This window comes from Spirosoma areae, from assembly GCF_054781775.1.
Genome location: NZ_BAAGTT010000024.1, coordinates 1 through 13,888, shown reverse-complemented (window position 1 = coordinate 13,888; position 13,888 = coordinate 1). Strand labels below are relative to the sequence as shown.

Annotated in this window: 13 protein-coding genes and 1 rRNA gene; 5 read left to right on the top strand and 9 right to left on the bottom strand. The window is 48.3% G+C overall.

The annotated features are described in order from the left end of the window. Positions 1–67 precede the first annotated feature (67 nt). The gene (locus ACYVI1_RS10210; RefSeq protein ID WP_460909534.1) at positions 68–1,057 is read right to left on the bottom strand and encodes a gliding motility protein GldB-related protein; all 990 of its coding nucleotides are present in this window, start codon (positions 1,055–1,057) and stop codon (positions 68–70) included. Positions 1,058–1,096: 39 nt separating this feature from the next. Here ACYVI1_RS10210 and ACYVI1_RS10205 point away from each other — a divergent pair, with 39 nt between their 5' ends. Continuing rightward, on the top strand, positions 1,097–1,999 hold the full coding sequence (locus tag ACYVI1_RS10205) for an outer membrane beta-barrel protein (protein WP_460909532.1): 903 nt from the start codon (positions 1,097–1,099) through the stop codon (positions 1,997–1,999). A gap of 31 nt (positions 2,000–2,030) precedes the next feature. Here the strand turns inward: ACYVI1_RS10205 and hisF are convergent, their stop codons facing one another. The 5 genes from hisF to ACYVI1_RS10180 form a co-directional block, all read right to left on the bottom strand. Then, positions 2,031–2,858, bottom strand: a complete 828-nt coding sequence (gene hisF, locus ACYVI1_RS10200; RefSeq protein ID WP_460909530.1) for an imidazole glycerol phosphate synthase subunit HisF — start codon at positions 2,856–2,858, stop codon at positions 2,031–2,033. Further along, on the bottom strand, positions 2,858–3,280 hold the full coding sequence (locus ACYVI1_RS10195; RefSeq protein ID WP_460909528.1) for a GNAT family N-acetyltransferase: 423 nt from the start codon (positions 3,278–3,280) through the stop codon (positions 2,858–2,860). The genes hisF and ACYVI1_RS10195 overlap by 1 nt, the downstream gene beginning before the upstream one ends. 6 nt (positions 3,281–3,286) lie before the next feature. After that, positions 3,287–4,006 (bottom strand): 1-(5-phosphoribosyl)-5-[(5-phosphoribosylamino)methylideneamino]imidazole-4-carboxamide isomerase, encoded by a 720-nt coding sequence (hisA, locus tag ACYVI1_RS10190; RefSeq protein WP_460909526.1) that lies wholly within the window; start codon positions 4,004–4,006, stop codon positions 3,287–3,289. Positions 4,007–4,085: 79 nt separating this feature from the next. Continuing rightward, positions 4,086–4,673 (bottom strand): imidazole glycerol phosphate synthase subunit HisH, encoded by a 588-nt coding sequence (hisH, locus tag ACYVI1_RS10185; RefSeq protein ID WP_460909524.1) that lies wholly within the window; start codon positions 4,671–4,673, stop codon positions 4,086–4,088. Positions 4,674–4,921: 248 nt separating this feature from the next. Next, a complete protein-coding gene (locus ACYVI1_RS10180) occupies positions 4,922–5,833 on the bottom strand; it encodes a DUF72 domain-containing protein (protein WP_460909522.1) in 912 nt (303 codons plus the stop codon). A gap of 191 nt (positions 5,834–6,024) precedes the next feature. Here ACYVI1_RS10180 and ACYVI1_RS10175 point away from each other — a divergent pair, with 191 nt between their 5' ends. Both ACYVI1_RS10175 and ACYVI1_RS10170 read left to right on the top strand, forming a co-directional pair. Continuing rightward, positions 6,025–8,745 carry a valine--tRNA ligase gene (locus ACYVI1_RS10175; RefSeq protein ID WP_460909520.1) on the top strand — a complete coding sequence of 907 codons (2,721 nt, stop codon included), beginning with the start codon at positions 6,025–6,027 and terminating at the stop codon, positions 8,743–8,745. A gap of 147 nt (positions 8,746–8,892) precedes the next feature. Further along, the gene (locus ACYVI1_RS10170) at positions 8,893–9,411 is read left to right on the top strand and encodes a D-glycero-alpha-D-manno-heptose-1,7-bisphosphate 7-phosphatase (protein ID WP_460909518.1); all 519 of its coding nucleotides are present in this window, start codon (positions 8,893–8,895) and stop codon (positions 9,409–9,411) included. Between the two features lie 62 nt (positions 9,412–9,473). Here the strand turns inward: ACYVI1_RS10170 and ACYVI1_RS10165 are convergent, their stop codons facing one another. After that, a complete protein-coding gene (locus ACYVI1_RS10165; protein ID WP_460909515.1) occupies positions 9,474–9,599 on the bottom strand; it encodes a hypothetical protein in 126 nt (41 codons plus the stop codon). A gap of 117 nt (positions 9,600–9,716) precedes the next feature. Next, a complete protein-coding gene (locus ACYVI1_RS10160) occupies positions 9,717–11,201 on the bottom strand; it encodes a type III PLP-dependent enzyme domain-containing protein (RefSeq protein WP_460909513.1) in 1,485 nt (494 codons plus the stop codon). 273 nt (positions 11,202–11,474) lie between these two features. Here ACYVI1_RS10160 and ACYVI1_RS10155 point away from each other — a divergent pair, with 273 nt between their 5' ends. After that, the gene (locus tag ACYVI1_RS10155; protein ID WP_460909511.1) at positions 11,475–12,857 is read left to right on the top strand and encodes a UDP-N-acetylmuramate--L-alanine ligase; all 1,383 of its coding nucleotides are present in this window, start codon (positions 11,475–11,477) and stop codon (positions 12,855–12,857) included. Between the two features lie 70 nt (positions 12,858–12,927). Then, the gene (locus ACYVI1_RS10150; protein ID WP_460909509.1) at positions 12,928–13,479 is read left to right on the top strand and encodes an LOG family protein; all 552 of its coding nucleotides are present in this window, start codon (positions 12,928–12,930) and stop codon (positions 13,477–13,479) included. A 94-nt stretch (positions 13,480–13,573) separates the two neighbouring features. On the opposite strand, the gene rrf is transcribed toward ACYVI1_RS10150, so the two are convergent. Then, positions 13,574–13,686 (bottom strand): 5S ribosomal RNA (gene rrf / locus ACYVI1_RS10145). Positions 13,687–13,888: the final 202 nt, after the last annotated feature.

Here is a 13,888-nt window from a genome sequence, read left to right as displayed (position 1 = left end):
AGTGGTGTCGGGTTCTCAAACCCGACATTAGTAGCGCGTCGGGTTTGAGAACCCGACACCACACGTCTTATTCTTTTTGTCCTTTATACCCCGACTGCTCAAAAATCTGCCGGGCATCCGAATTACGCATCAGGTCGGCCAGGCTAACGCTGCTATGTTCATCGTGATACATGCCAACCATTCGCCAGCCTAACCAGCGTCCAATGGCGCCGGGGCAAGCCTGCCCAATTTCAGCCGTAAAGGGCCGTTCGTTCAAATATCGCTGTTTTACGGCCGGATTCGTTTGATACAGCAACTGATTATCAATAAAATGCGCCCAGACAATATCCTGTGCGTTAAACGTTTGAGTCAGTTGCTTGTCTGAATAGCCGATGACTAAGCTATCCGCTACCGGTTCGCCACCCATGTCGGGTAGCATCGTTTTAGTAAAGATGTATCCTTTGCCATAATAGATCATATCGGCCAGCATCGTTTGGTCCTGGTGGTTCGTGGCATTGTATTTGTCAGAGATGGCAAAGACGATAGCCGGAACAATGTATTCTTTTGCATACCGCCGAAGGATGTATTCCGGAAACTCTTGTCTTGGTGGGCGGTATTTGGCTTTCGGACCGGCAAAATAGTCGAGACCGATAATGATGAGACTATCCGTAACGACCAAATCCGGCCCGAGGAAGCCCGTCACAATGGTAGCAACTTTAGGCGAATGAAAGTCTGGAAAATCTTTTTTAATATTCGTGAACGCGTCGGCCAATTGCTTTTTCAGGTCGGCCATATCGCTAAACTCGGCCTGAATCTGCGTGTTGAGTTGGTTGAGGGCTGGATTGTTTACCCGGTTAGTCAATTCCCGAACGAGGGCTGTATCATTTACGGCTCCATTCGCGTTAAAGTACAATTGAGACACAGCCGAATTTCGGTTCAGAAAAGCCTGGATTTTATCAGGCGATTTGCCGGAAAAAAGTTGCTGGTCTAATCGGAGAAGCGTAATATCTTCGTTCTTCTTGCACGAAGTCAATAAATACAAACAAAATAGCCCCAGGAAGGCCCAGTGTAGTCGCATGAAAATCACAGGTTTTCGATATAGAAAACGTGCAAAATTATGAAAAAAGTTGCAGGGTTGGGTTTGATTTTGGTCATGCTGACCATGAGCATCAGTTGGGCGCAGTCTAAAACACCCGCGCTCTACCAGATGCGAACCAAAGAGTCGAGCGTGACGGAGAAGCGATTCCGCAAAATTCTGGGCGAAAACTACGATGGGCAGGACCAGAACCGCCGGGATTATGACGATGACCGCAAACGTCGCCGGAAGAAGCAACAACAGACTACGAATGAATCCACTGAAAACAATGGATACGGGTCTGGCCCGGATTATGCTTCGCCAAGTCGTCTCATCGAAATGAGCATCCGGTTCGCGCCTTCGCTCGACCTCAACACGGCTGAAGGCGTTGGTACTTACGCGGGCTTCCGTAACAACGGGGCGGGTGTTCGGATGAGCGTTGGGCCGTCGCTGGATTATTTTTTCTTTAAAGACCGTTATGCGCTGAGTACGGGGCTTTGGTACACCATCAAGCGGTCGGGTTTTCAGATGCCTGGTTCGTTCGGCGTAACGCGCTGGAATCCGGGTTCGCCCGAAAAAGAATCGCTCTATAATTTACAGTATTTACAAGTTCCGGTGACGGTGAAACTGCTTGCCAACAACATCGCCCCCAACATCCGGCTGTATTTGCAGACGGGCGGATTGTTAAGTCTGAAGTTGGCCGAAAAAGCCCTGGATCAGGCACGCAATGGCCTGTACACGGCTGAAGGCGCGGGCGACCGGCGGCAATATGGTTTTGGCGATATTGAGTTACTTCTTGGAACGGGAGTTCAGTATAAAATCAATCAGACTAACGCCTTCAATATTGGTCTGAGCTATCAGCGCGGCTTAATCAACGTTGTGCGAGCCAATAACCTGACGTCTAAAAATCGGGTCGTCTCCCTGGAATTAGGATTTAAGTTTTGAGTATCGCGGACGTGGCCGTCTATACCACAAGCTAAATCCGCATTTCAATTCCCCTTTCCCGCAGATAACTCTTCAAAGCGGGAATCTCAATTTTCTTGAAGTGAAAAATACTGGCGGCCAGCCCAGCGTCGGCTTTACCTGTGGTGAATACGTCCACGAAATGCGCCATCGAACCCGCCCCGCCCGATGCAATGACGGGAATAGTAGCCATGCCCGAAATTTGGGCAGTTAACTCAATTGCAAAGCCCGCTTTGGTGCCGTCGGTGTCCATTGAGGTCAGCAAAATCTCGCCTGCGCCCCGGTCTTCCACTTCTTTCGCCCAGGTACTGGTACGTAACGCCGTAGGCTTGCGCCCGCCGTGCGTATGGACAATGTGAGCATAGGGCCCCGAGCGCGGAATACGGGCCAAAGCCGGAGGCTCTCCCTGCCCCGCGCACCAGGCACCTTGCTCCGTGCTAATCCAGCGCGTATCAATCGCCACCACTACGCATTGACTCCCAAACTCTAAAGCCAGCTCGTTAACTAAATCGGGGTTGCGAACGGCGGAGGAATTAATCGAAATTTTATCGGCACCCGCATTCAGCAATACCGAAACGTCCGCTACCGACGAAATGCCACCCCCAACCGTAAATGGAATGTTGATGGTTTGAGCCACGTTTCGGACGAGGTCAATCAGGGTTTTTCGCTTATCGACTGTGGCCGTGATGTCCAGAAAAACGAGTTCGTCGGCTCCCTGCTCTGCATATATGGCAGCAAGAGCAACCGGGTCGCCCGCGTCGCGCAGGTTGACGAAGTTGGTTCCTTTCACGGTGCGACCGTCCTTAATGTCAAGGCAGGGTATAATGCGTTTTGTAAGCATTAGTAGGCGGTAAAAGCTTTAATGGACATCGTATTTTCGGGGGTTTCAATGGGTTTAAAACCAAATTGGGCATATAAGCCATGAGCATCCTGCGTAACGAGCATGATTCGGCGTAAACCCTGCAACGGCGGATAACTCATAATGAAGGCCATAAGTTGTTTCGACAACCCCTGACCCCGGTGTTCTGGCAGAATAAATACATCGGCCAGATACCCGAATGTGGCATAATCAGTTATGACTCGGGCAAAACCAATCTGATCTTCAGCCTGATAAACACCAAAGCAAACCGAGTTCTCTATGGCACGCTGGACAATATCAACCGGAATATTTCGGCTCCAATACGATTCCTGGCTCAGAAATTGCTGAATAACCGCAAGATTGAGTTTGGTTTTATCTGTACTGATGATGTAGCCATTATTCATTTTACTTTATCCATTTACGAGTTGTAATTCCTTCAATGTCACCCGTCCCTCGTAAATCGCCTTGCCAACGATTACGCCGAAAAGGTCCATGTCGGCCAGCATCTCAATATCAGACATGCTGCTGACCCCCCCACTGGCAATAATGTTCAGTTTTGGGAAACGATCCTGTAAATTTCTGTATAAGTCGAATGATGGACCTTGCAACAGGCCGTCCTTCGCGACGTCGGTGCTGATAACGTGACGAATACCTTTTTCAGCCCATTTCTCCACGAAATCATAAATCCAGACATCGGTGCCTTCTTCCCAGCCGCTAACGGCAATTTTCTCGTTTTTGGCATCAGCTCCCAAAATAATCTTTTCCGAACCGTGTCGAGAGAGCCACCGTTCCAGCACATCGGGTTGCTTCACGGCAATGCTTCCGCCCGTAACCTGTTTGGCACCGCACTCGAACACCATCCGCAAATCCTCGTCGGACTGAACGCCCCCGCCAAAGTCAACGTGCAGGGTGGTTTTGGACGCAATTAGTTCAAGTACCTTCCAGTTGATAACGCGCTTCTCTTTCGCCCCGTCGAGGTCAACAAGATGCAGGCGTGTCATACCCGCCCCTTCAAATAGCTGGGCTACTTCGAGCGGTCGGGCATTGTATTCTTTCTTTTGCCGATAGTCGCCCTGCGTTAGTCGGACGGCTTTGCCTTCGATGATGTCGATTGCGGGGATGATATGCATGTTTTAAAGACAGAGTAAACGGAGGTTTCACGGAGAACATCGAGAACTCGGTGTTCTCCGTGAAACCTCCGGGTTTAACCTACAATTTCAGAAAATTCTCCAGAATTCGCTGCCCGGCATTCCCGCTGATTTCAGCGTGAAACTGAGCCGCATAGAAGTTATCGCGGTGCAACATGGCACTGAAGGGCCTGACGTAATCACAAATGGCGGTTGTTTCGGAGCAAACATCGGCGGCATAACTATGAACGAAATAGACGTAAGCATTTTCGGGCAAGCCTTCTGTCAGCGGACCACGTAACGTATGGATATTGTTCCAGCCCGTGTGCGGCACTTTAAAACCAGGTTGAGATGGAAAACGCCGAACGTCAATATCGAAAATGCCCATGCAGGTCGTGTTATTTTCTTCTGAATAGCGGCACATGAGTTGCATGCCCACGCAGGTCCCCAGCACGGGCTGTTTTAGGGACGGAATCAGCTTATCCAGGCCACGCTCCCGCAGATAAGCCATTGTCGTACTGGCCTCACCTACACCCGGAAAAATGACTTTATCTGCCGAGCGGATTTCAGTTTCGTCGTCCGTGAGCAGGTAATTGGCTCCTATGCGTTCCAGTGCGTACATAACCGACTGAACATTGCCCGCGTTGTATTTGATAATGACGGTTTTCATGATAGAATGGATAATGTAGAATGGATAATGAATAGTGCAGCAGGCGACACTCTACAGTATCCATTATTCAGTAAAAAAGCCCGGCTCCTTCGCAGAACCGGGCTTTTTTTATTGTGGACATCAGGATTATCTCTCCGAACTCACAACCAAGCGCATCTCGTTCTGCTGCGTTACCGCTCAGAAGGGTGATGCCGATGGTTGGATGTAATTAAAATCATATAGCAAAGGTATAGGCTTACGGCTGCAAATCAAAACAAACTCCCCTGCACCACTTTAGGCTGTAGTACTGGTTCGCGTAAATTCAGGCCACAATGCTTGTTCAGTTCCCGAACCCAGTACAGAATCAGTTCAGGGGCCGTATCGTTGTCGCCCCCGCCGTGAATGAATAGATACGCCGTTTGCAGGCCTTTCTCAAACCACGTTTTTAGCCGCTGCACCCAGGCATCAGTGCGGCTGTAATCAGTTGGGTGACCTTCGTTGGCAATAAAGCGGAGTGTCAGCACGGGGCTGCTCAGGCCCATATGCAGCACATCGCGTCGGCCTGCAACGTCGGTGATGACGACATGCCGACGAAGTAAGTACAATCGTTCGAGGGTTTGCTGCCATATAATGGCTTTACTGAACCAGTCGGGATGGCGAAATTCTACGGCTACATCAAGTTCGTCGGGAAGACTTTTAAGGTAAGTTTCCAGAACAGGCCACTTATTAGGGCCAAAGGTTGGGGGCAGTTGCAGGAAGGTCATGCCCAGAAACTCTTCCAAACTCAACACCGCATTGACAAATTCCTCAGTTAATCCTTCCGAAGCGACTAATTGCCGTTCATGGCTGATAATCTGGGGAAACTTAGGGCAGTAGGTAAAACCCGTTGACGCTTCAGCTTTCCATTTGGCAATCATGCCCGACGTCGGAATCTGGTAGTGGGTCAGATTTAATTCAATCGTGTTGAATTGCCGGGTATAGTAATGCAGAAAATCACGTTCCTTCGCCGTGGACGGATAGACTTTGCCGACGTAATCTTTATTGGCCCATATTGGCCCACCAATGAACACGGTCGATCTATGGGCCGGTTCAACAGCCGCCCAGATGCGGGCGTTGAACGCCGAACCGGGTGGCAGGTTGAAATTTACGGCATCAGGGTTCTGTAGTTTTCCAAATTCCATAGCTGAGTTGAGTCGGACGGCACGGGCCGCCCCGAAGCGGAAGTATAGCCGTAAAACGGGCAAAGACCTGCTTTCGTTTTTTCGCCCTATCCAATTTAGCTAATTTTGCTTTTTATCCGTAATTCCCCAGCCGATTTTTGCCATGTAGCATTCGCTGCTGTAAGCAACAAGACGTAGGGTTTCCATAGATTATGATTTCAAAAACATACGCCCCCCAGGAAATTGAAGCGAAATGGTATCAATACTGGCTTGATAACCAATTTTTTACCTCTATTCCCGACAACCGCGAACCGTACACGGTCGTTATTCCACCCCCAAACGTAACGGGGGTGCTGCACATGGGCCACATGCTCAACAATACCATCCAGGACGTGCTGGTCCGCAAGGCCCGCATGGAAGGCAAAAACGCCTGCTGGGTACCGGGTACCGACCATGCCAGCATTGCTACCGAAGCCAAAGTAGTAGCCATGCTGAAAGAAAAGGGCATCAGTAAGAAAGACTTAACCCGCGAAGAATTTATAGAATATGCCTGGGAGTGGACCCATAAATACGGTGGTATTATTCTCCAGCAACTCCGTAAACTCGGCGCGTCCTGCGATTGGAACCGTACCCGCTTTACGATGGAACCGGCGCTGCACGACTCCGTTATCGACGTCTTTGTCGATCTCTACAACAAAGGCCAGATTTATCGGGGTGTTCGCATGGTCAACTGGGACCCGCAGGGCCAAACGGCCGTGTCTGACGAGGAAGTTATCACGAAAGAAATTCAGCAAAAGCTGGTTTATATTCGGTATGAGATTGCCGGGAGCACGGAGCACGGAGCAGGGAATGAGCAAGCGCCCAGCCCCGTGCCCTCCGCTCCAAGCTATATTACTATCGCTACCGTTCGGCCAGAGACGATTATGGCCGATGCAGCGATCGCGGTTAATCCGAATGACGAGCGCTACAAACATCTGCACGGCAAAAAAGCGCTGATTCCGCTCATCAACCGCCAAATTCCCATTATCACGGACGAATATGTGACCATGGATTTTGGAACAGGTGGGCTGAAGGTTACGCCCGCTCACGACCCGAACGATTACGCGCTGGGCATTAAGCACAACTTACCGGTGATTGATACGCTGAATGACGATGGTACACTAAACGAGAAAGCGCAGATTCTGGTCGGCATGGACCGATTTGCGGCCCGGAAGGCGATTATCAAACTGCTGGAAGAGTCGGGAAATCTGGTAAAAACGGAAGATTATAAATCGAACGTTGGTACTTCGGAGCGGACGGGGGCTGTTATTGAGCCGAAACTTTCTCTGCAATGGTTCCTGAAAATGGAGGAACTGTCGAAGCCCGCGCTTAAGAACGTCATGGACGATACCATCCAGCTTCTTCCACCCAAGTTCAAAAACATGTACCGGGTCTGGATGGAGAACGTGCATGATTGGTGCATCAGCCGTCAATTGTGGTGGGGCCAGCGAATTCCGGCGTTTTACATGCAGGATGGAACCATCATCGTGGCCAAAAACAAGCACGAGGCATTGGAAAAAGTGCAGCACGAAAGGCTGCTCTTTGCCATGACTGAGGCCGATTTGACGCAGGATGAAGACGTGCTGGACACGTGGTTCTCGTCGTGGCTTTGGCCTATGTCGGTGTTCGATGGGTTGAAAGACCCGAATAATAAAGACATTTCTTATTACTATCCAACAAACGACCTCGTTACAGCCCCTGAAATCCTGTTTTTCTGGGTTGCCCGAATGATTATTGCCGGCTACGAATACCGGGGCGAAGCACCCTTCAAAAACGTGTACCTGACGGGTATCGTCCGCGACAAATTGGGTCGTAAGATGTCGAAATCGCTGGGTAACTCGCCCGACCCGCTTGACCTCATCGAGCAATACGGAGCCGATGGCGTGCGAACAGGGATGCTGTTCAGTTCGGCGGCTGGCAACGACCTGATGTTCGACGAAAAATTGGTGGAACAGGGGCGTAATTTCAGCAACAAAATCTGGAATGCGTTTCGATTGGTGAAGGGGTGGACGGTTAGCGATGCGGCTATTGCTGATCGGGTTTATAAAAAATTGACGGGGAATGACAGTAATTCATTAGCTATCCAATGGTTTGAATCGAAACTGAATGCTACTCTGATTCAGATTGACGATGATTTTAGTAAGTTTCGCATTTCAGATGCACTGCAGGCAGTTTATAAACTCATTTGGGATGATTTCTGCTCGCAGTATCTGGAGTTAATCAAGCCTGCGTTTGACGCAGCGACAGGCACTTCACAGCCTATTGATCAAAGGACTTACGAATCAACGATTAATTTTTTCGACCGGCTTATGTGCTTAGCGCATCCGTTCATGCCGTTCATTACCGAAGAAATCTGGCAGGATATTCGCGAACGGCAACCGGGCGACAGCATTTGTATTGCCCCCTTCCCAGAAGCTGGTGCCGTTGACGACCAGAGGCTAACTGATTTTGAGCTATTGTTTGAGGTAATTTCCAACGTTCGCAACATTCGTAACTCTAAACAGATTTCACCGAAGATTGCCTTACCACTGGCTATCAAAACCCAATCAGCGGAACGCTTTGAGAAGCTTGCATGGCTACTGAAGAAAATGGCCAATGTGTCCGCCATCAGTTATGTTCAGGAAAAAGCCGATGGGCTTTCTTTCCTGATTAAGAGCAATGAATTTTTCGTCGACATAGCGGGAGAGGTTGATATAGACCAGGAAATTACCAATACCCAAAAGGAACTCGATTATTACATCGGCTTCCGCGACTCCATCCTGAAAAAATTAGCGAATGAGAAGTTCGTTGCTAATGCTAAACCCGAAATTATTGACCGTGAACGCCAGAAACTCGCTGATGCTGAGGCTAAAATTCAGGCTCTGGAACAGCGACTACAGGACTTAAGTGCGTAGCCACCTATCCGTTTTCATCATGTTTATTGCCTGATTATGAACGTTATGCCAGCTATCTGTAAAAATTAACGCTGTTTTCTAAAGCAATAATACAATTATTTGGTCAAATAATTGTATTATTGCTTTCTATACCATTCATCCTCGTCAATGAACAAGTGCATTTTTCTGGACCGCGACGGTGTTTTGAACGAAGACCGAACTGACTACGTCTATCGCGTTGAAGATTTTATCATTCCCGATGGCGTGCCCGAAGCATTGCGCTTATTGAAAGATGCGGGCTATCTGCTTATCGTTATTACGAACCAGGCGGGTATTGCTAAGGGACTCTATACCCGCAACGATGTGATGATCTGTTATAATTATTTGCAGGAGCAGTGCGGCCAGCTCATCGATGACATCTACTATTCTCCTCATCACCCCAAATACACGACAGAATCGCTTACCCGCAAGCCTGGTTCGTTGCTGCTCGAAAAGGCAATGGCTAAGTATAACATTAAACCCGACGGATCCTGGATGATTGGCGATGCACTGCGTGATATGCAGGCGGGTAAGCGCGTTGGCGTTCGAACGGTCCGTATTGCACCGCAAGCCCAACTTTCGGCGGAGTGTGATGGCTACGCGCCAAACCTGCTGGAAGCGTCGCGGTTGGTGCTAACCTACGCGTGAAACACAAAATGTCTCCAGATTTTAAAAATTTCGGAGACATTTCATCAAATAACTTCTTTTCCCTACGCCCGTACCTGCGCTGATGCGGGCTTCTGCACGCTGCCATAGGCCGGACAATTCGCTTTGCGTGCACAGGAACTAAGCGAAAGTGTTGCCAGCACAGCCCCAAAAATCAGTAGTTTTTTCATGAAGATCTCGTCGTTTATTTTGTTAACGCGTCAGATTGTTAAACGAAAATAATACCAAAAACTGTACAGTTATTAATTTCTTTGTCAGGCTGGACCAACACCAGCCTGACAAAGAAATTAATTTTCTTCCTTCACCAGCTCCGCTTCCTCTTCGCGTTCTTCGGCGGCTTCGGTTGCTTCGAGTTCTGTCATGCCGGGTTCGGCACCGCCATAACCCAGAATTTTGAGCATTACTTCGCTGTTTTGTTCGGGGGCAAATAGCCGGGTTCGCAGATTGCCTTCTGCGTCTTTGTCCACAATAACGTGTTGCGGGGCCGGAATCAGGCAATGCTGAATGCCCCCATAACCGCCCAGTGATTCCTGATACGCACCAGTATGAAACAGGCCGATGTACTGGTCTTCGGCCTCCTGATCAAAAATTGGCAGGTATAAATCGGCACTGTGGGCCTCGGTATTATAGAAATCGTGCGAGTCGCAGGTTAGCCCGCCGAGGTTTACTTTTTGGTAGGGGTTATCCCAGTTATTGACCGACAGCATAATGTATTTCTGACCCAAACCCCACGAATCGGGCAGTTGCGTAATAAACGAGCCATCAATCATATACCATAACTCCTTGTCGTTCTGCAACTTCTGGTCAATCACCTTGTAAATCACTGCGCCACTTTCGCCAACTGTGTACGAACCAAATTCGGTGAAGATATGCGGCACCGGCACATTACTCTTATTACAAATCCACTGAATACTCTCCACAATCTGGTCAATCATGGCCTGGTAGTCATACGTGAACTGAAACGATGTTTGGATTGGCATACCGCCCCCAATATCAATCGAATCGAGGTCGGGGCACATTTTCCGCAGCTCACAGTACTTATACATAAAGCGGCTGAGTTCGCTCCAGTAATAGGCACTGTCTTTAATACCTGTGTTGATGAAGAAGTGAAGCATTTTCAGCTTAAACTTCTCATTCGGCTGAATTTTGCTTCGGTACAGTTCATTCACATCGCTGTAGCGAATCCCCAGACGTGAGGTATAGAACGCAAAATTAGGTTCCTCGTCCGTCGCGATTCGGAGACCGAAGTTGACCGTATCGGCGGTTATAGAGTTTTCGTAAGCCTCAATTTCCTTCAGGTTGTCGAGTACGGGAATACAGTTCGTGAACCCTTCATTGATGAGCTCGCTAATGTATTGGGTGTACAGGGGCCGTTTATAACCGTTGCAGATAATGTACGTACTCTTATTTATCTTATTGGCCTTATACAACTCCCGCAAAATGGGCATGTCGTAGGCCGATGAGGTTTCGAGGTGAACGTTATTTTTAAGCACCTCATCGAGCACAAACCGAAAGTGGGATGACTTTGTGCAATAGCAGTAGGTATAATTTCCTTTGTAATTATACCGCTTCAGGGCGTTCCTAAACAACAGTTTAGCATGCTCTATATGCTCCGTAATTTTCGGTAAGTACGTTAGTTTCAGCGGTGTACCGTACTCATTGACAATATCCATCAACGGGACATTGTTGAACATCAGTTCGTTGTTCTCCACGTTGAATTCCCGTGTAGGAAACTCAAACGTTTGGTCAATCAGGTCATAGTATGTCTTCATCCCTACATTCGGCCATAAAAAAGGTGGTCCGGCACTCCGGTGGCCCGCTGCTGCGGTTGTTATTCCAAAAACAGGCGCGAATTTGGCCCCGAAAGTCGGGGTTTGCAAGTGAAGAGTATTCGCAAGGTAGTTAACGAAAAAGTGGAGGGTTTGATTCGGGAATTGCAGAAATTTAATAGTAGAAAAACATGCCGGGTCAGCCATTGACTTAAGGTAGTCCATCAAACCGAAAAGAAGCTGTACTTTTGTGTCCCGACATTGATGATTTATAGAATGCCTCAATCCATCCATTTCATTTCTATTGGCGGCAGTGCCATGCACAATCTTGCGCTGGCGCTTCAGCAACAGGGTCATATCGTTACTGGCTCCGACGAAACGATTTACGAGCCTTCGCGGACGCGTCTGCAACAACAAAATTTGCTCCCTACCGAAACGGGTTGGTTTCCCGATAAAATTAATTTAAAGAATGGTCAGTCGGGTTTAGATGCTGTTATCGTTGGTATGCACGCGGGTAAAGACAACCCCGAGCTGGTTAAGGCACTGGAACTGGGATTGCCTGTTTATTCCTATCCTGAATTTATCTATCAGCAAAGTCAGCAGAAACAGCGCGTGGTGATAGCCGGTAGTCATGGTAAAACAACCATTACAGCTATAATTTTGCATGTATTGACGCACCATAACAGAACATTCGATTATTGGATTGGGGACCCCATTGACGGCTTCGATACAACGGTTCGATTATCCTCAACGGCCCCCCTTATCATTATCGAAGGGGATGAATATGCATCGTCACCTATCGACTCCCGCCCGAAATTTCTGCACTATCAGCCTCATATTGCGCTTATTAGTGGCATTGCCTGGGACCATATAAATCTTTACCCAACCTGGGATGAATATGTCGACCAATTCGAGTCACTCGCCGAAGCTATGCCTAAAGCGGGTATCCTGATTTTTGATGAATCGGACGATATGCTTGACGTAATCGGCCAGAAGGAACGCACCGATATTACGAAGATTCCTTATTTTCCGCATCCAAGTGAGGTTGTCGACGGCCATACGTATCTGATAACCAAGCTTAATAAACGCATACCGATTAACTTATTCGGTCAGCATAATCTAAAAAATATCGCCGGAGCCATAACTGTCTGCGACCGTATTGGCATTACTGAGGACCAGTTTTATGAAGCTATTCCGAGCTTTAAGGGTGTAAGCGAACGATTAGAGAAAGTTGCAGAAAATAATGGGCGAATTCTCTTTCGCGATTTCGCCCATTCGCCTGCTAAAGTCGAAGCAACAACCGAAGCTGTGAAGCAACAATATTCCGACAAGAAACTCCTTGCTGCTGTTGAACTCCACACTGTTAGCAGCCTGAACAAAGCCTTTCTGGAGCAGTATAAAGATACAATGGATGCCGCTGATAAAGCCATAGTCTTTGCTGAAGTTCAACCGTTAACAGAAAATCACCAGATCTCAATCACGCCAAACGATATTATGGCAGCTTTCGATAGGCCAGATTTGCGCGTTTTCACTGACGTTATTGCCTTACAGGATTACCTATTAGAACAACGCAATGCAGCCCAGGTATTTTTGCTGATGAGTTCCGGAACCTTCGGGGGATTGGATCTGAAAGCAATAACCAAACTATTAATTCCTTAGAGACTGTCTGAGAATAATTTTTCAGACAGTTTTTTATAAATAAGCGACGAGTTTCAAGCCCACATTATCTATGCAAAGTATTGTTGTTTACTGTGCGTCAAGCCTCGGCACAAATCCAGTTTATAATGAAGTCGCTGTTGAGCTTGGTGAGAAAATGGCGGCCCGTAATATTCGTCTTATTTATGGCGGTGGCGGTTTTGGGTTGATGGGCAATGTAGCTAATGCTGTTTTGCAAAATGGGGGCGAAGTAACTGGGGTGATTCCAAATTTTTTAGCTGACCTTGAAGTAGCTCACCGCACCTTAACGGAATTACATTTTGTAGAAACTATGCACGAACGAAAGTTTAAAATGGTGCAATTGGCAAAAGGTGTAATTGCCTTACCTGGCGGTTATGGAACGATGGACGAATTATTTGAAATTTTGGCGTGGCGACAACTTAAACTTTACGAAGGGCCCATTGCCATCGTGAATACAAACGGTTATTACGACCTTATGCTCAAACAACTTGACCGTATGGTAGATGACGGGTTTCTGAAAGCTGAAAACCGCATTCTTTTGCTGGTGGCAAATTCAGTGGATGAGGTTTTGCGGATGATAAGCGAGTTTTGGGAATCTATATAACTCTATTCAACAGAGTATCTACCCGTTTAGACGCACAGAAGCCGTTCCTCTCTCGAAGAACGGCTCACGGCCAGCTTCCGCTGCAATATCACTCAGGTGGCACCTGCCTACTCTCCCGCTTGTGACAGCAGTACCATCGGCAGTACGGGGCTTAACGGCTCTGTTCGAAATGGAAGAGAGGTGCACACCCGCCTTGACGGCACCAACCTGACTGAAGCTCAACGACAACCCCGCGCAACCGCAGGGCCATCAAGACCTGTTCCTGCTTTGAACCCCACAGAGAGAGACTTCCTTTACCCAGACCCAGCCCGCTAACCCCAGCGGCTAAACCAACCAGCCCCGCTCAACGACGGACCTATAAGCCCCAGCACACGCTCCCGGGGTCATTAGTACGGCTCAGCTCTACGCA

Coding starts and splice junctions, on each gene's coding strand:
- hisH (WP_460909524.1), bottom strand. CDS start 4,673: ATGAAAACCGTCATTATCAAATACAACGCGGGCAATGTTCAGTCGGTT.
- hisA (WP_460909526.1), bottom strand. CDS start 4,006: ATGCATATCATCCCCGCAATCGACATCATCGAAGGCAAAGCCGTCCGA.
- ACYVI1_RS10150 (WP_460909509.1), top strand. CDS start 12,928: ATGCAAAGTATTGTTGTTTACTGTGCGTCAAGCCTCGGCACAAATCCA.
- ACYVI1_RS10210 (WP_460909534.1), bottom strand. CDS start 1,057: ATGCGACTACACTGGGCCTTCCTGGGGCTATTTTGTTTGTATTTATTG.
- ACYVI1_RS10180 (WP_460909522.1), bottom strand. CDS start 5,833: ATGGAATTTGGAAAACTACAGAACCCTGATGCCGTAAATTTCAACCTG.
- ACYVI1_RS10175 (WP_460909520.1), top strand. CDS start 6,025: ATGATTTCAAAAACATACGCCCCCCAGGAAATTGAAGCGAAATGGTAT.
- ACYVI1_RS10195 (WP_460909528.1), bottom strand. CDS start 3,280: ATGAATAATGGCTACATCATCAGTACAGATAAAACCAAACTCAATCTT.
- ACYVI1_RS10170 (WP_460909518.1), top strand. CDS start 8,893: ATGAACAAGTGCATTTTTCTGGACCGCGACGGTGTTTTGAACGAAGAC.
- ACYVI1_RS10205 (WP_460909532.1), top strand. CDS start 1,097: ATGAAAAAAGTTGCAGGGTTGGGTTTGATTTTGGTCATGCTGACCATG.
- hisF (WP_460909530.1), bottom strand. CDS start 2,858: ATGCTTACAAAACGCATTATACCCTGCCTTGACATTAAGGACGGTCGC.
- ACYVI1_RS10160 (WP_460909513.1), bottom strand. CDS start 11,201: ATGAAGACATACTATGACCTGATTGACCAAACGTTTGAGTTTCCTACA.
- ACYVI1_RS10165 (WP_460909515.1), bottom strand. CDS start 9,599: ATGAAAAAACTACTGATTTTTGGGGCTGTGCTGGCAACACTTTCGCTT.
- ACYVI1_RS10155 (WP_460909511.1), top strand. CDS start 11,475: ATGCCTCAATCCATCCATTTCATTTCTATTGGCGGCAGTGCCATGCAC.